Genomic DNA, 15,707 nt, shown 5'->3' on the forward strand with positions numbered 1-15,707 from the left:
CAGCAGCTTCAACCGCGCTGCGCGGCCTGCTCGTCGCGTTGGCGCTGCACCTCGCGGCGTTTGTTTGCGAGCGAAGCGATGATCACGCCAACTGCGACGACCGCGATCAAGATGGTGCAGGCTGCGTTGATTTCCGGCGTCACGCCAAGGCGGACCTGGCTGTAGATCTTCATCGGCAACGTCGTGGCGCCGGGTCCCGAGGTGAAGCTGGCAATAACCAAATCATCGAGCGACAGCGTGAAGGCCAGCATCCAGCCGGAGACGATAGCCGGCATGATAACCGGCAGCGTGATCTGGAAGAAGGTCTTCACCGGTGGCGCACCGAGGTCCATCGCGGCCTCTTCCAGCGAACGATCGAAAGTGATCAGGCGCGACTGAACCACCACCGCAACGAAGCACATGGTTAGCGTGGTGTGGGCAAGCGTCACCGTCAGAAAGCCGCGGTCAAGGCCGACGGCGACGAAGAGCAGCAGCAGCGACAGGCCGGTGATGACTTCCGGCATGACCAGCGGCGCAAACACCATGCCGGAAAACAGAAGCCGGCCGCGAAAGCGCGTGTAGCGTGTCAAGGTGAGCGCCGCCAGCGTGCCGAGCACGGTCGCCACGCTTGCCGAGATGACGCCGACGCGGGCCGTCACCCAGGTGGCGTCCATCAGACCCCGGTTGTGGAACAGCGACACGTACCATTTCGTCGAGAAGCCACCCCAGACGGTGACCAGCTTCGATTCGTTGAAAGAGAACACGACGAGCAGGACGATCGGCAGGTAAAGAAAGGCAAAGCCGAGCACGATCGAAATGATGTTGAAGCGGCTCCAGGTCGCGTTCATTGGTCCTGCTCCTGGGCGCGCGCCTGGGCTCGCTGGAAGAGCATGATCGGCACGATCAGCAGCAGCAGCAAGATAACGGCGACGGCGGAGGACACCGGCCAGTCACGGTTGGCGAAGAACTCGTTCCACAGCGTTCTGCCGATCATCAGCGTCTGCGAGCCGCCGAGCAGGTCGGGAATGACGAACTCGCCGACGGCGGGAATGAACACCAGCAGGCAGCCAGCGATGACGCCGGGCAGCGACAGGGGGAAGGTGATCTTCCAAAAGGCGCTGGTCGGCGGACAGCCGAGATCCTTGGCGGCCTCGATCAGAGAATGGTCCATCTTCTCCAAGGACGAATAGAGCGGCAGCACCATGAACGGCAGATAGGAGTAGACGATGCCGATGAAGATCGCCGTATAGGTGTTGAGGATGATCAGCGGTTGGCTGATGATGCCGGTGGCGAGCAGCAGCTGGTTGAGCAGGCCCTCGGGCTTAAGGATGCCGATCCAGGCGTAGACACGGATCAGGAACGAGGTCCAGAACGGCAGGATCACCAGCATCAGCAAGGTCGGGCGAATCGTCGCTGGGGCGCGCGCCATGCCATAGGCTATGGGATAGCCGACCAGCAATGTCAGGACCGTCGAGATGGCGGCGACGATGACGCTCGTCACATAGGCATTGAAGTAAAGCGCATCCTGCGTCAGCCAGGTATAGTTGTCGAAATTGAGCGCGCCGAATTCCGAGATAAACCCGGAAATGCCGCTGCGGAAATCGAGCACCGGCGTGTAGGGCGGCATGGCGATCGCAGTCTGCGACAGCGAAATCTTGAAGACGATGATGAAAGGCACGAGAAAGAAGAACAGCAGCCAGAGGTAGGGGATGATGATGACGAGCTGGCTAACGAAGGCGGCTCCCAGCCTGACCAAGGCGGATTTGCCGGCAGCGCTTGCCGGAGAGCTTGTTGCGGCGGTGACAGCGGACATGATCAGTCCCTACCGTGTCAGGACGACGCCGGCGTCGGGGCGGAAAGAAACCCAGGCGCGGTCGTTCCAGGTCAATGGGTCCTCGGTGAGGCGTGCCGCGTTCATGGTGCTCGCCCGCACCACCTGACCGTCGTCCAGCCTGACGTGATAGACGGTCATGTCGCCGAGATAGGCTATGTCGTAGACCTCGCCTTCGATGGCGTTGACGGCACCGGCCGGCTTCGTGGAGGACACCTTGATCTTCTCCGGCCTGATGGCGAAGGTGACGGATGTTCCGGCGGCGGCACTGCCGGCATTTTCGGTCCGGATGGTGATGCCGTTGCCGGCATCGATCCTCGCGCTGCCGGCCTCGCCAGCCGCGATCTTGCCGTCGAACATATTCACATTGCCGACGAAGCCGGCGACGAAGCGGGAACCCGGCGCTTCGTAGACCTCGGCCGGCGTCGCCACCTGCATCACCTCGCCCTTGTCGATGATGGCGATGCGGTCGGCCATCGTCATCGCCTCTTCCTGATCATGGGTGACGACGACGAAGGTGAGGCCGAGGTTCTGCTGCAGGTCCATCAGCTCGAACTGGGTCTCCTCGCGCAGCTTCTTGTCCAGCGCGCCAAGCGGCTCGTCGAGCAGCAGGACTTTCGGCCGCTTTGCCACCGAGCGCGCGAGTGCGACGCGCTGGCGCTGGCCGCCCGACAATTGGTGCGGTTTGCGCTTGGCGAATTGCTCGAGCTTGACCAGCTTCAGCATCTCGGCGACGCGCTTGTCGATGTCGGCCTTGGCCATGCCTTCCTGCTTGAGGCCGAAGGCGATATTGTTCTCGACCGTCATGTGCGGAAACAAGGCGTAGGACTGGAACATCATGTTGACCGGCCGCCGGTAGGGCGGAATGCCGCGCAGATCCTGGCCGTCGAGCAGGATGCGGCCGGCGGTCGGCTCCTCGAAGCCCGCAAGCATCCTGAGCAGTGTCGATTTCCCGCAGCCTGAGGCCCCCAGCAAGGCAAAGAATTCGCGTTCGAAAATGGTCAGCGACAGGTTGTTGACCGCTGTGAACTCACCGAATTTCTTGGTGACGTTGTCGAACTGGATGTATGGCTTGGCGTTCGGATCGTTCCATGGCGCAAAATCCCTGCGGATGCTGCCAAGCGATTTCATGTCCCACTCCGTCCTGCTGCTTGCCCCATGAGAAAGCGGCTCCGGCAACGGCTGCCGGAGCCTGGTCAGATTGCTATTGGCCGGTGACGATCTTGGTCCAGGTGCGGGTGATGATGCGCTGGGTCTTGGGATCGTAAGGCGATACGGTGTAGAGCTTCTGCAAGGTGGCTGCATCCGGATAGATCGCCGGATCTTCCAGGATCGCCTTGTCGATGAACTGCTGCGAAGCCTTGTTGCCGTTGGCATAGAGCACATAGTTCGACGATTTGGCGATCACTTCGGGCTTCATCATGTAGTTCAGGAACTCATGCGCTTCGGCGACATGCGCTGCACCGGCCGGGATCGCCATCTGGTCGAACCACATCTGGGCACCTTCCTTCGGCACCGAGTAGCCGATCTCGACACCCTGCTTGGCTTCGTCCGCGCGGTTGCGGGCCTGGAAGACGTCACCCGACCAGCCGACCGCCAGGCAGATGTCGCCATTGGCCAGGGCGTTGATGTATTCGGAGGAGTGGAACTTGCGGATATAGGGCCGGACCTTCAGCAAGGTTTCTTCGGCCTTGGCAATCTCATCGGGCGACGTGCTGTTCGGATCGAGGCCCAGATATTTCAGTGCCGCCGGTATGATGTCGGCCGGCGAATCCAGTACATAGACGCCGCAGTCCTTCAATTTGGCCAGGCTTTCGGGATTGAAGAACACGTCCCAGCTGTCGATCTTGTCGGTGCCGAGCGCTGCCTGCACCTTCTTGATGTTGTAGCCGATGCCGACCGTACCCCACATGTAGTTGATCGAATATTCGTTGCCGGGATCATATTTGGCGGTCCGTTCCATGACCGTGTCCCACATATTTGAAATGTTCGGCAGTTTCGACTTGTCGAGCTTCTGGAACACACCCGCCTGGATCTGGCGTGCAAGGAAATTGCCGCTGGGCACGACGACATCGTAGCCGCTGCCGCCGGCGAGCAGTTTCGTTTCCAGGATCTCGTTGGAATCGAAAGTGTCGTAGACGACCTTGATGCCGGTTTCCTTGGTGAAGTCGTCGATGATCGAACTGTCGATATAGTCCGACCAGTTGAAGACGTTGACGACGCGATCCTCGGCATGCGCGCCAAAGGTAAAAACTGCCAGAAACGCCGAAGTCGCCGAAAGCCAGAGCGCTTTGCGGGTCATGCTATTCTCCTTTGATGAGTGTTCCATCGCCAGCTCGTCGCGGCGTCCGCGCGGCTGGGCATTTGCTTCAAGGTATTGGGCTTGCAGGCAGGCGACAAGCGCGAATTGCCGGCGCCATTATGGTTCGGCGGCGAGCCGACAGCGAAGACCTGGCGTGGCGTTGGTGGTGTTCCGACGCCGTCGGAAGCTTTCGCTACGGCGCGGGCAGGGAGACGACGATATTGTCCGGCCTCAATGCGGCCGGCATGGAGACTTGGCAAGATACGCCTGTCTTGTTGTTGCCGTGATCGCAGCCTGCCCGCGCGGCTGCGACGTTGTCAATGGTTCATCTCGCTTTGACGCGCGCACTGCATCAATTAGGTGACGGCACACCGATGACGCCCGCTCGCGCGGGCCGCGTCTGGCGCTTGAACTCGAGCCCGATATGGACGAGGAGCGCGGTGACGACGACGGCACCGCCGACGATGGTACGCGCCGACGGCACCTCGGAATGAATGAGCCAGACCCAGATCGGGCCAAGGATCGGTTCGAACGTGCCGAGCAGCGCCGCCACAGCGGCCGGAACAAGCCGGGCACCGGTGGCGAAGAAGGCGAGACCGAGTCCCAGATTGATCACGCCAAAGGCAAAGAGGAAGCCCATATCGTGGCTGGAGACGCCCAGCGCCGACGCCTGCGATGCCGCAAAGGCGGCCGCCAGCATCGTGCCGAGGCAGGTCGCCGGCGTCATGCGCACATGGGCAAAGCGGCGCGTGATGACGGTGGCGATCGAGAACATGACAGCGATGAGCAGCGCCAGCCCGTCGCCGATTGGCGACACCGCGCCATCGAGCGATTCCGACACCATGATGGCGACGCCGACAATAACGGCGGCGATCGCCACCCAGGTCGCCACCGCCACCCGTTCGCGAAACAGCGCCCAGGCAAACAGCGCCGCCAGAAGCGGCACGCCGGCCTGCATCAACAGGATGTTGGCGACGGTGGTATAGGCAAGCGCCACGACGAAAGAGGTCGACGCCGTGGCGAAGCAGAACGCCACCGCAAGGCCGGCCAGGCCCATGCCGCGAAACAGCTTCAGCGTGCCACGCCAGCCATCGCGCCAGACCATGAAGCAGAGCAGGAAGGCGGCGGCCCAGACCGAGCGCCAGAACACCACCGTCCAGCTGTCGGCGTTGTCGATGAAGCGCGCAATGCTGCCGCCGAAGCTCCACATCAACGCCGACAGGAATACCAGCAGGAAGCCGACGCGTTCGCCTTGCGGCGACACGATCGGCGAAGCGGCAACCGGAGATGATGCGGTATCGGTCATGGGTATGACTGTCGGCGAATTCGGAGCAGCACGATGTGCAATGGACGACAGAGACGTGCCTCATTCGCGTAACGCAAAGCAGAAGGCCGGGCGTGATCCAGTTCGATGTTCCGTTTGGCGCACTGATGAGGGCGCATCGCCCTCGCCCGGCGATGATCCGAGGCGACCTGTCGACGATGGCTTTACGACGTGCCCCTATTGCCGCGGATAAAGCGCCAGAGACCGGCCAGCGGAACCAGCAGGAGCAGGCCAAACTTTTTCAGCGCGATCAGCGCCACGACCAGAAAACCTGCTTTCGCCGCCAGCTTGCCGGCAATCAGGCCACCGACGCCAATCGCCGCAACTGTATCGACGCCCGGCACGAAATCGGCGTATGTCTTGCCGGTATTGAAGTCCGCGAGGCCAAGCACTTCATCCAGGCTTTGCCTTATCTCCGGCAATTGTTCCACCGTCGCGATATAGCTCATCACGAAGACGCCCTCCCTGCCAAGGAAACGGACGTCGTAGTTGAGCGTATGGGCGGCATCGTTGCCAAATTGCAGCTCCTTGGCCCAGTGCAGGCGCTTGTGGGCCGCGTCATAAACCGGCGGCGACGCCCAGCCGATCAGCGTAATGGGCGCATAGCCATCCTTTACCCTCTGATCGTTGCCGGACAGAGTGTCTGACTGCATGTTGCGCAGCAGTTCATTGTAATCGATGGACGCGGCGTCGCTGTCGTCGACGTAACCGATCTTTTCCCAGCGCAGCTCTATCCCCCAATTGTTGTCGGCAATGGGATCATGGGAGACTGGAAAGATCATGCCGAGGGCATCGGAACCAGAGTCGGGCGGATTGCCCCAGGCTTCGGTGAGGACGGAGAGCGTGTCCTTCTTGTCCAGAAAATAGAACTTGTCCTTGAGGTCGAGATGGATGCCTTCGGCAAGATTTATCGCGCCGGTCTTCGGATCGATCTTGTCCAGGAACGCCTTGCCGGCATCATTATACTGTTGATAGGACTTGAAGAAATCCGAGGACTTTTCAGCCAATGCGGGATCGGCGGAAAACGCGAGCGCCAAGCCAAGCCAAAAAACTGTCCTGCCCATCATTGATCCCCCGACCGTTGCGCAGTTCTTTTTTTTGATACCGTACCGTCAATGCTGAATCAATATTCGGCTGAATCAATATTTTGGCCGAACCAATATTTTGGCCGGCAACCGCGAACCAGCTTACTGGTTGCCGCCGCAGGAACAGATGAGGTCCTTTGGTCGAAGATTCAGCCGCAATATTGCTGGAGCCGAATCACTGGAAATCGAACGCCGACAGTCCCGTGACCATCTCGTCGAGGCCGAGCGGACGTGTAACGGGTGGCTCGGCGCGGGCGAGGCAGCCGATGCGTTCGCACAGCCGGCAGGCAGGGCCGACCGGCGTAGCCAGCGCAGCGGCGCTCTGTCCGGTCTTGCCGACGGCGGCCGGCCCCGGCAATGCCGCTCCATAGACGACCTCGTCGCGAAAACCGATGTCGCAGCCGAGCAACAGCGCCGTGCGCCGCGGGCGCTCGGCAAACGAGCCCTGCGGCCCCTCGAGCGTGCGGGCAATGCAGAGAAACGCTGCGCCATCTGGCATTTCCACTGCCTCGACCAGGATCTGGCCGGGCTGAGCGAAGGCGGCATGGACCGGCAGCTTCGGACAGCCGCCGCCGAAGCGGCTTTGCGGAAAGCCGTGGCTGCCCGCCTTGCGGAAGCGATTGCCGGCATTGTCGATCTCGAGCATGAAGAACGGCACAGCCAGCGCACCCGGCCGCTGCAGGGTGGTCAGCCGGTTGGCCGCCTGCTCGAACGAAACGCCGAAGCGCGACCGCAACATGTCGATGTCATAGCGGGCGCGGACCGCCGCCGCGTGAAAAGGCTGATAGGGCATCATCAGCGCGTGCGCGGCATAGCGGCCGAGCTCGAAACGCGCCAGCCGGCGGGCTTCGTCGGTGGTCAGCTTCAGCACCTGGATCTCGGCGGCGACAGCGACGCTCATGCGGATCAGGCAGGCCTCCATCGCCACCTCGCGCAGTTGATCGAATGGCGACAGCCGCTCGGACAGGAACAGGCGCTGCGAGTGACGGTCATAGCGACGCCGCCAGTTGGGCATGGTGGCGACCGGCAGTACCTTGACGACGATGCCGAATTCACGCCGCAGCCAGGCCTTCAACGCACTGAACAGATCGTCGCCGGGATCGAGCACCGACGTGAATGCCTCGGCTTCCTCTTCGAGCGCGGCAAAATGGTTCGGCCGGCGTTCGAAAATCTCATGCACCTCGTCGATCGGCAGCCTGGCACCGGAGAGGGCGGTGGCCTTGCCGTCACGCGCGAGCAGTTCGTTGAGATCGGATAGCCGCTCGGCCTGCTCGCGATAGGCGCGAAACAGCTTTATGACGGCAGCGGAGGCGTTGGGCGCCGCCTCGGCAAGCTCGATGAGTTCCTGGTCGCCCGGCAGTTCGCCGGCCAGCAACGGATCTGAAAACACTTCCTTCAAGTCGGCAACCGACCCCCTCGCCTCGCCTTGCAATTCGTGCGGGTTGACCTTGTAGACAGTTGCCAGTCTCAGGATCAGTTGCACCGTCAGCGGCCGCTGGTTGCGCTCGATGAGATTGAGATAGGACGGCGAGATGCCGAGCCCTTCGGCCATCGCCGTCTGGGTCAGCCCCTTGGCGTTGCGGATGCGACGAATGCGCGGCCCGGCAAAGATTTTGTGGTCGGCCAATCGACTGCCCTTGACAGAAATTTACATCCGCTGATGGCATGGCGGCGTTTTACAATCATGACAAATTTACAGCTCTCATCAGTCAAACACAACACAGGTTTTCTCTTATTTTCTGGCTAACCTGGAGGTTTACCTCGCTTGCCTCGTGCCGGCATGTAAATGATGTCACACATGGCGCACGCATTTTTCCTCTGCGACGCCTTCCGAAAACCGGCATCAAAACCGCCTGGAGTGACCAATGACCGACTTTTACAACCTTGTCCCGTCGGCGCCGCAAGGCCGCTTTGATGGCATCGAACGGCCCTATTCGCCGGAGGAGGTGAAGCGGCTGCGCGGCTCGGTGCAGATCCGGCAGAGCCTCGCCGAAATGGGGGCAAACCGGCTGTGGCAGCTCATCCATGAAGAGGATTTCGTCAACGCGCTGGGTGCCATGTCGGGCAACCAGGCGATGCAGCAGGTGCGGGCGGGGCTGAAAGCGATCTATCTGTCGGGATGGCAGGTCGCCGCAGATGCCAACACCGCTTCCGCGATGTACCCGGACCAGTCGCTCTATCCCGCCAATGCGGCGCCCGAGCTGGTCAAGCGCATCAACCGCACCTTACAGCGCGCCGACCAGATCGAGACTTCGGAAGGCAAGGGGCTGTCGGTCGACACCTGGTTCGCGCCGATCGTCGCCGATGCCGAAGCCGGCTTCGGCGGGCCGCTCAACGCCTTCGAGATCATGAAGGCGTTCATCGAGGCGGGTGCGGCCGGTGTCCATTACGAGGACCAGCTGGCTTCGGAGAAGAAATGCGGCCATCTCGGCGGCAAAGTACTGATCCCGACCGCCGCACACATCCGCAACCTCAACGCGGCGCGGCTTGCCGCCGACGTCATGGGCACGCCGACGCTGGTCGTGGCGCGCACCGACGCTGAAGCGGCAAAGCTCTTGACCTCCGACATCGACGAACGCGACCGGCCCTTCGTCGATTATGGCGCCGGCCGCACGGCGGAGGGCTTCTACCATGTCAGCAACGGCATCGAGCCCTGCATCGCTCGCGCCGTCGCCTATGCGCCCTATGCGGACCTGATCTGGTGTGAGACTTCCAAGCCCGATCTGGCGCAGGCCAGGACGTTTGCCGAGGGCGTGCGCAAGCATCATCCAGGCAAGCTGCTTGCCTATAATTGCTCGCCGTCTTTCAACTGGAAGAAGAATCTCGATGACGCGACGATTGCGAAATTCCAGAAGGAACTCGGCGCCATGGGTTACAAGTTCCAGTTCATTACGCTGGCCGGTTTCCACCAGCTCAATTTCGGCATGTTCGAGCTCGCCCGCGGCTACAAGGAGCGGCAGATGGCAGCCTATTCGGAACTGCAGGAGGCGGAATTCGCCGCGGAAGCAAATGGCTACACCGCCACCAAGCACCAGCGCGAGGTCGGCACCGGCTATTTCGACGCCGTCTCAATGGCGATCACCGGTGGCCAGTCCTCGACCACGGCCATGCATGGATCGACCGAGCACGCCCAATTCAGGCCGGCGGCGGAATAGCGGAACAGCAGACAAACAGAGGGAACGCCCAAGCGGGCATGGCAACACAACAGGCAAGGCAACACAGGGAGAAGACCAATGGCATCGATAAGCCGCGTCAAGGAACGGGCCGAAGAGCAGGCCACCAGCATGAATGTCGACCAGCAGGCGACCATCCGCATGCTGGCGAACGATCTGCACAGGCTCAATCAGTCGGTAATGAAGGCGGTCGAGGCCGGCGTCTCGGTCGAACTGGTGCGCTCGGCACGGCACCATGGCGGCGATGGCAACTGGGGCGATCTGCTGATCCCGGTCATCGTCACGCAACGGAGCCACGACTGATGAATTCTACCGCACCGCGCCTTTTTTGAGCGCATGTTATCGCACCCCGCACGCCGCGGCTCTGCCTAGTTCGGCAGAGCCGCTAGTGCAACGATTTCAATGACAAGATCAGGCTGCGCAAGTGCTGCAACGCCGATAACTTCCGAGGGCGGCGGGTTGTTGTAGCTGCAGTGCTTCGGGCAGTGCTCGGCAAAGAATTCGTCCAAGACGTCCAGGCGAAAATTAGGAGAGCTCAGAACGCCGCCATCGGGAAATGGCCCCTTAACAAAGAAGGTCAGCCGGATGAGATGCTCGAGCGCAGTGCCAAGCTCTTCCAGATCTGATTTGATGTTGGTGAGAATTGCGCGCCACTGCGCGGCCGCACCGCCGACCGCGCCGCCGCCGCTTTTGCCGATCGGATCGTAGTCCTCGGCCGTCGCGGTGTTTCCAGAAAGGTAGACAAACCCCTTTGCGCCGGTAACGACCGTACCCTTTCCCCATGGCATCAACCGGCCATTTTTGAATTTCTTGTGAGTCACGAGTTCCATTGTCATCTCCCGTCGGTCAAAGAGACGTGTGTAGCCAACGAGGAAGGGTAGTCCGGCGAGGCGATGCGACAAGCTCGCGACAGACTTGCCTCGACTTCATCCAACCTTTCGTCAATCTGGCTATAGCTGCTAGTTGACGCGTTCGCGCTGCACAGCCAAACTTAGCTGAGCCTGTCCGGTTGTGGTGGCGACTTCTCCTTTCGAGCGGCGGCAAAGAAAAGCATTTAATTTTAATTTTAATGTTTCTTGCGATATTCTCCTGATACGCCATTTGAGCTTGACATGAGCAGTGATCTCACGCCAATTACCTCTCGAGTTTCAACCCTGCATTGAAACATTGAACAACGGCCTGCCCCGCCATGTGCCCTGCGAATCGCGACATCGAGACTGCAAAACAGCTGCCTTTCGTCAGCCGGGACATGGAGACGCGGATGCTCCCGGATTTCTCGCGGGTGCTGGTGGTCGGAAAATCACCGATCAACCGGGTCGTGGTTTCAAAGATCGTCGAGCGGTCCGGCCTCAAACCGATCTCGGAAACTCCCGAAACCGCGGCAAAGGCCTTGCACGCGCTGATTCCCGGCACTGTCGTTCTCGACGGCGGTGCGGAGAACGGGGACTGCGACGCCTTGCTGTCGGGTATCGATGCACTGCGAAGGGCGTCAGGCAGATCGCTTCCGTCGGTGATCCTGCTTTCAGTCAAGACCGGCACGCCGGAGAGCCTGGGCCTGTCCAGCGTCATCGACGCAGTGGTCGTCAAGCCGATCACCACCGAACGGCTGCAGCCGGTGATCGACCGGTTGATCGGAATTAGCCGCAACTGACGCCTGCCGCGATGCCTCGGCTGCAGACCTGATCAATCAATCTCGCCGATATGCTCGATCAAGCCCGGCAGTTCACCGAGATTGGCTATCTGGCGAAAGCGTGGTGCCGAGACCGGCGGCTCGACATGTTCCAGCACCCAGGTGAGCTCATGCGGAACGTGGATGCCCCAACTGCCGGCTTCGATGGCCGGCACGACGTCCGACTTGAGCGAGTTGCCGACCATCATACCCTTTTCCGGGCCGTCGCCGTGGCGGCTGAAGATGCGGGTATACGTGGCCGCGCTCTTGTCGCTGACGATTTCGACCGCATGGAACAGCTCGCCCAGGCCGGATTGCGCGAGCTTGCGTTCCTGGTCGAACAGGTCGCCCTTGGTGATCAGCACCAGGCGGTAAGCGCCGCCCAGCTTTTCCACGGTCTCGCGCGCATGGGGAAGCGGCTCGATCGGATGGCTGAGCATCTCGCGGCCCGCGGCGAGAATTTCAGCAATGGTTGAGGCAGGCACCTGGCCTTCGGTGACCTCGATCGCCGTCTCGATCATCGACAGCGTAAATCCCTTGATGCCGAAGCCGTAGACCGCGAGGTTGCGCTTCTCGGCCTCCAGCAATCTTGCCGAAATCCGATCCTCCTCGGCGTGGTCGGCGAGCAGCGCGGAGAGGCGCTGCTCGGTCATGCGGAAGAACTGTTCGTTCTGCCACAGCGTGTCGTCGGCATCGAAGCCGATCGTTGTCAGTTTGCGGCTGTGTTGCATTCGACGTCTTCAATTGCGGCGTTGCGGGACGCCGACCCTAGACCAGGATGTTTTTATCCGGAAGTCGTTGTGTTTCCCCGGCTAGTCGAGGCGGACGCCAGCCGGCTCCCCTTCCCTTTCGTCGCCGGCAACGGCTATACTCCACAATCTGCAACAAATCTGGTGATTGATGCCGCCTGCAAAAAAGGAAGTCCGTCCGTCGAGCCGCGGAGGACGCGCCCGCACGCCTGCCTTCGTGAAAAACCAACGTGGCGTCAAGAACTGGAAGGAAGTCAGCGCCTGGCTGGAATGGCGCGGCATCGAAGATATCGAATGCATCACACCCGACCAGGCCGGGGTTGCGCGCGGCAAGATGATGCCATCGAAGAAGTTCACCTCCAACACCTCGCTGGCGCTGCCTTCGGCGGTGTTCATGACAACGATTTCCGGCGGCTATCCGGAGGACGGCAACGGCTTCCGCTATCCGGAGGACGACGGCGACCTCAAGCTGATGCCTGACCTCTCGACGCTGACGGTGGTGCCGTGGGAGGAGGACCCTACTGCGGCGGTTATCTGCGACCTCGTCCATCAGGACGGCCGCTCGGTCGAGTTCACGCCGCGCAACGTGCTGAAGCGCGTGCTTGCCGCCTATGACAAGCGTGGACTGAGGCCGGTCGTGGCACCCGAGATCGAGTTCTACCTGGTGCGCAAGAACCCCGATCCGGACTATCCGCTGACCCCGCCGGTAGGTCGATCGGGGCGGCCGATCGGCGGCGGCGCCGGCTATTCGATCGCCGGGGTTAACGAATTCGACGAATTGATCGACGACATCTACCATTTCTCCGAAAGCCAGGGCCTGGAGATCGACACGCTGATCCACGAGGAGGGCGCCGGCCAGCTCGAAATCAATCTGCGTCACGGCGATCCGATCGAGCTCGCCGACCAGGTGTTCATGTTCAAGCGAACCATCCGCGAGGCGGCGCTCAAGCACGAGATCTACGCCACGTTTATGGCCAAGCCGATCCAAGGGCAGCCCGGTTCGGCCATGCATATCCATCAGTCGATCATCGACAAGAAGACCGGCAAGAACGTCTTTTCGGCGGAGGACGGCTCGGAGACCGACGCCTTCTTGCACTTCATCGGCGGCATGCAGAAACATGTGCCCAACGCGCTGGTGATGTTTGCGCCCTATGTCAATTCCTACCGGCGGCTGACGCAGTCGGCCTCGGCGCCGGTCAACAACAAATGGGGCTACGACAACCGCACCACGGCCTTCCGCGTGCCCCGCTCCGACCCGGCGGCGCGGCGCGTCGAAAACCGCATCCCCTCCTCCGACGCCAATCCCTATCTGGCGCTGGCGGCATCGCTTGCCTGCGGACTGATCGGCATGACCAACAAGATCAAGGCCGAGCCGCCGGTTCTGACGACCGCCAACGAGGACCAGATCGACCTGCCGCGCAGCCTGCTCGAAGCCGTCGACCTGTTCGAGGCTGACGAAGAACTCGGCGCGCTGCTCGGCAAGTCATTTGCCGCCACCTATGCGGCGATCAAGCGAGCGGAATTCGAGACCTTCATGGAAGTGATCAGCCCGTGGGAGAGGGAGTATTTGCTGCTGAATGTGTAGTAGGGGAGTAGGGGAGTAGGGGAGTAGGGGAGTAGGGGAGTAGGGGAGTAGGGACGAATGGCTGAGAAAACGGGTTCCTACAAGGATTTGATAGTCTGGCAGCAGGCAATGGACCTTGCTGTGGCCGTTTACGGCGCGACGAAATCATGGCCCAAGGAAGAACTTTATGGACTCACCAGCCAAGTGCGGCGCGCTGCAAGCTCGGTGCCATCGAACATTGCGGAGGGATATGGCAGAGAGATCCGAGGTTCCTATCAACAATTTCTCCGTATCGCTCCAGGATCATTGAAGGAACTGGAAACTCAGCTTCTGATCGCCGAGCGTACCGGCATCGCGCCGAAGGCGACGGCGGCTTCATTGTTGGCGAGTACCGAAAGCGTTGGGAAGCTTCTTCGCCTCCTGATCCGCAAACTGTCACCCGACTAGCTCCCTACTCCCCTACTCCCCTACTCCCCTACTCCCCTACTCCCCTACTCCCCTACTCCCTTAGCCGAGCATCATGACCTACCAATCCCCAATCTCCCCCGGCCGCTCCTGGTACGAAGACACGGCCAGGCCAAGGCCCGAATATCCGGCGCTCGACGGCGACCGGACATGCGATGTGGTGATTGTCGGCGGCGGCTTTACCGGTCTGTCGGCGGCGGCTCATCTCGCCAAGACAGGCGCGGATGTCGTGCTTATCGAAACGCATCGTTTCGGTGACGGCGCATCGGGCCGCAATGGTGGCCAGCTCGGCACCGGACAACGGGCCTGGGCAGAGGAACTGGAAGCGGAATACGGCTTTTCCCGCGCCAAGGCGCTGTTCGACCTTGCCGAAGAGGCCAAGGCGCATCTGCTCGACTTTGCCGCGATGCACCAGATCGAGATCGACTATATGCCCGGCCAGATGTCGGTGGCGCACAAGAAGCGCTATGTCGACGACTACAAGGCGCATGCCGAGATCATGGCAAACCGGTTCGGTTATCCGCACATCTCATTCATGGATGCCGCGGAGACTGCCGAGCGGCTCGGCTCGACGCATTATTTCGGCGGCACCCGCGACACCGGCACCGGCCATGTCCATCCGCTGAAGCTGGTGATCGGCACCGCGAAAGTCGCGGCAGAGGCCGGCGCAAAGCTTTTCGAGCAGACGCCGTCGACCGGCATCACCTCCGGCGGCGGCAAGGTCAGGGTTGTGACGCCGAAGGGCACGATCACCGCCGCTAAATGCCTGATCGGGGTCAACGCCTATGGCGGCACGCTCGAACCGGTGAGTGCCGCGCATATTATGCCGATCGGCTCCTTCATCGGCGCGACGGTGCCGCTGGGAGCCGATTCCAAAGTGTTGCCGGGTGGCGAGGCGGTCGACGATTCGCGCTTCGTCGTGCGCTATTTCCGCAAATCGAAGGATGGGCGGCTGCTGTTTGGCGGGCGCGAGATCTATGCGGTCAACGATCCCAAGGACATCCACATCCACATCCGCCGGCAGATTGCTGAGATCTATCCGGCACTGAAGGACGTCGAGATCACTCATGGTTGGGGCGGCTACGTCGGCATCACCGTGCCGAGAAAGCCCTTCGTGCGCGAAGTGATGCCCAATGTGACCTCGATCGGCGGTTATTCCGGCCACGGCGTCATGCTGTCGAACTTTTTCGGCAAGCTTTATGCCGAGACGGTCGCCGGCAACCGCGACCGGCTGAAGCTGATCGAGGACCTGAAAATTCCACCCTTCCCCGGCGGCCGGCGTTTGCGCGCGCCACTGCTCTTCCTTGCGCTCAACTGGTACGCGTTGCGGGACAGGATCTAACCAGACGTTGCAGAATCCTTAACCAGGGCGCAGAATTCCCGCCAAGGGCGCAGTGATGCCACAATCGCGGGCGAAAGATGATGCTCGTGGGCAGCTGAACGGGGAATTTTTGCGGGCCTGCCCGCTTTTGGTTTGGGACCGATGCCGATCGAAATGCCGGCTCTCCGGCATGGGTCGTAAGAACATCGGCCCGCAAATGGAGGTGGCAAGTGTGAGAGAGCCCT

Annotated in this window: 15 protein-coding genes; 6 read left to right on the forward strand and 9 right to left on the reverse strand. The window is 61.3% G+C overall.

All coding sequences use genetic code 11. The features are described 5' to 3' along the window. Positions 1-8: 8 nt before the first annotated feature. The 7 genes from NKH59_RS03315 to NKH59_RS03345 all read right to left on the reverse strand — a co-directional run bounded on the left by NKH59_RS03315 (position 9) and on the right by NKH59_RS03345 (position 8,148). Entirely contained in the window at positions 9-827 is an 819-nt protein-coding gene (locus NKH59_RS03315; RefSeq protein ID WP_023677454.1) for an ABC transporter permease, read from the reverse strand. Beyond that, positions 824-1,792, reverse strand: a complete 969-nt coding sequence (locus NKH59_RS03320) for an ABC transporter permease subunit (protein ID WP_352502073.1) — start codon at positions 1,790-1,792, stop codon at positions 824-826. Before NKH59_RS03320 ends, NKH59_RS03315 begins: the two co-directional genes overlap by 4 nt. A 9-nt stretch (positions 1,793-1,801) precedes the next feature. Continuing rightward, complete coding sequence (locus NKH59_RS03325; RefSeq protein ID WP_353020869.1) at positions 1,802-2,941, reverse strand: ABC transporter ATP-binding protein; 1,140 nt, start codon at positions 2,939-2,941, stop codon at positions 1,802-1,804. A gap of 73 nt (positions 2,942-3,014) precedes the next feature. After that, the gene (locus tag NKH59_RS03330; protein WP_352472707.1) at positions 3,015-4,112 is read right to left on the reverse strand and encodes a polyamine ABC transporter substrate-binding protein; all 1,098 of its coding nucleotides are present in this window, start codon (positions 4,110-4,112) and stop codon (positions 3,015-3,017) included. Positions 4,113-4,464: 352 nt separating this feature from the next. Beyond that, positions 4,465-5,418, reverse strand: coding sequence for a DMT family transporter (locus NKH59_RS03335; RefSeq protein WP_352680813.1), 954 nt, complete (start codon positions 5,416-5,418; stop codon positions 4,465-4,467). Between the two features lie 182 nt (positions 5,419-5,600). Continuing rightward, the gene (locus tag NKH59_RS03340) at positions 5,601-6,500 is read right to left on the reverse strand and encodes a DUF2167 domain-containing protein (RefSeq protein ID WP_352472709.1); all 900 of its coding nucleotides are present in this window, start codon (positions 6,498-6,500) and stop codon (positions 5,601-5,603) included. 196 nt (positions 6,501-6,696) lie between these two features. Next, positions 6,697-8,148, reverse strand: a complete 1,452-nt coding sequence (locus NKH59_RS03345) for a helix-turn-helix domain-containing protein (RefSeq protein ID WP_353020871.1) — start codon at positions 8,146-8,148, stop codon at positions 6,697-6,699. Positions 8,149-8,386: 238 nt separating this feature from the next. On the opposite strand from NKH59_RS03345, the gene aceA reads away from it, so the two are divergent. Both aceA and NKH59_RS03355 read left to right on the forward strand, forming a co-directional pair. Next, the gene (gene aceA / locus NKH59_RS03350) at positions 8,387-9,676 is read left to right on the forward strand and encodes an isocitrate lyase (RefSeq protein ID WP_352680808.1); all 1,290 of its coding nucleotides are present in this window, start codon (positions 8,387-8,389) and stop codon (positions 9,674-9,676) included. 78 nt (positions 9,677-9,754) lie between these two features. Beyond that, positions 9,755-9,997 carry an SMc00767 family acetate metabolism repressor gene (locus NKH59_RS03355; protein ID WP_023719402.1) on the forward strand — a complete coding sequence of 81 codons (243 nt, stop codon included), beginning with the start codon at positions 9,755-9,757 and terminating at the stop codon, positions 9,995-9,997. 65 nt (positions 9,998-10,062) lie between these two features. On the opposite strand, the gene NKH59_RS03360 is transcribed toward NKH59_RS03355, so the two are convergent. Next, the gene (locus NKH59_RS03360; RefSeq protein WP_352472712.1) at positions 10,063-10,524 is read right to left on the reverse strand and encodes a RidA family protein; all 462 of its coding nucleotides are present in this window, start codon (positions 10,522-10,524) and stop codon (positions 10,063-10,065) included. 431 nt (positions 10,525-10,955) lie between these two features. On the opposite strand from NKH59_RS03360, the gene NKH59_RS03365 reads away from it, so the two are divergent. After that, positions 10,956-11,345 (forward strand): ANTAR domain-containing protein, encoded by a 390-nt coding sequence (locus NKH59_RS03365; protein WP_352577535.1) that lies wholly within the window; start codon positions 10,956-10,958, stop codon positions 11,343-11,345. A 32-nt stretch (positions 11,346-11,377) separates the two neighbouring features. Here NKH59_RS03365 and NKH59_RS03370 read toward each other — a convergent pair whose 3' ends face one another. After that, a complete protein-coding gene (locus NKH59_RS03370; RefSeq protein ID WP_352768106.1) occupies positions 11,378-12,094 on the reverse strand; it encodes an HAD family hydrolase in 717 nt (238 codons plus the stop codon). 169 nt (positions 12,095-12,263) lie between these two features. On the opposite strand from NKH59_RS03370, the gene NKH59_RS03375 reads away from it, so the two are divergent. The 3 genes from NKH59_RS03375 to NKH59_RS03385 all read left to right on the forward strand — a co-directional run bounded on the left by NKH59_RS03375 (position 12,264) and on the right by NKH59_RS03385 (position 15,483). After that, positions 12,264-13,697, forward strand: a complete 1,434-nt coding sequence (locus tag NKH59_RS03375) for a glutamine synthetase family protein (protein ID WP_353020873.1) — start codon at positions 12,264-12,266, stop codon at positions 13,695-13,697. 57 nt (positions 13,698-13,754) lie between these two features. After that, positions 13,755-14,123 carry a four helix bundle protein gene (locus tag NKH59_RS03380; RefSeq protein ID WP_353020875.1) on the forward strand — a complete coding sequence of 123 codons (369 nt, stop codon included), beginning with the start codon at positions 13,755-13,757 and terminating at the stop codon, positions 14,121-14,123. 73 nt (positions 14,124-14,196) lie between these two features. After that, a complete protein-coding gene (locus tag NKH59_RS03385) occupies positions 14,197-15,483 on the forward strand; it encodes an NAD(P)/FAD-dependent oxidoreductase (RefSeq protein WP_353020878.1) in 1,287 nt (428 codons plus the stop codon). Positions 15,484-15,707: the final 224 nt, after the last annotated feature.

The sequence above is a fragment of the Mesorhizobium sp. M0998 genome, assembly GCF_040318885.1.
Classification (GTDB): Bacteria; Pseudomonadota; Alphaproteobacteria; order Rhizobiales; family Rhizobiaceae; genus Mesorhizobium.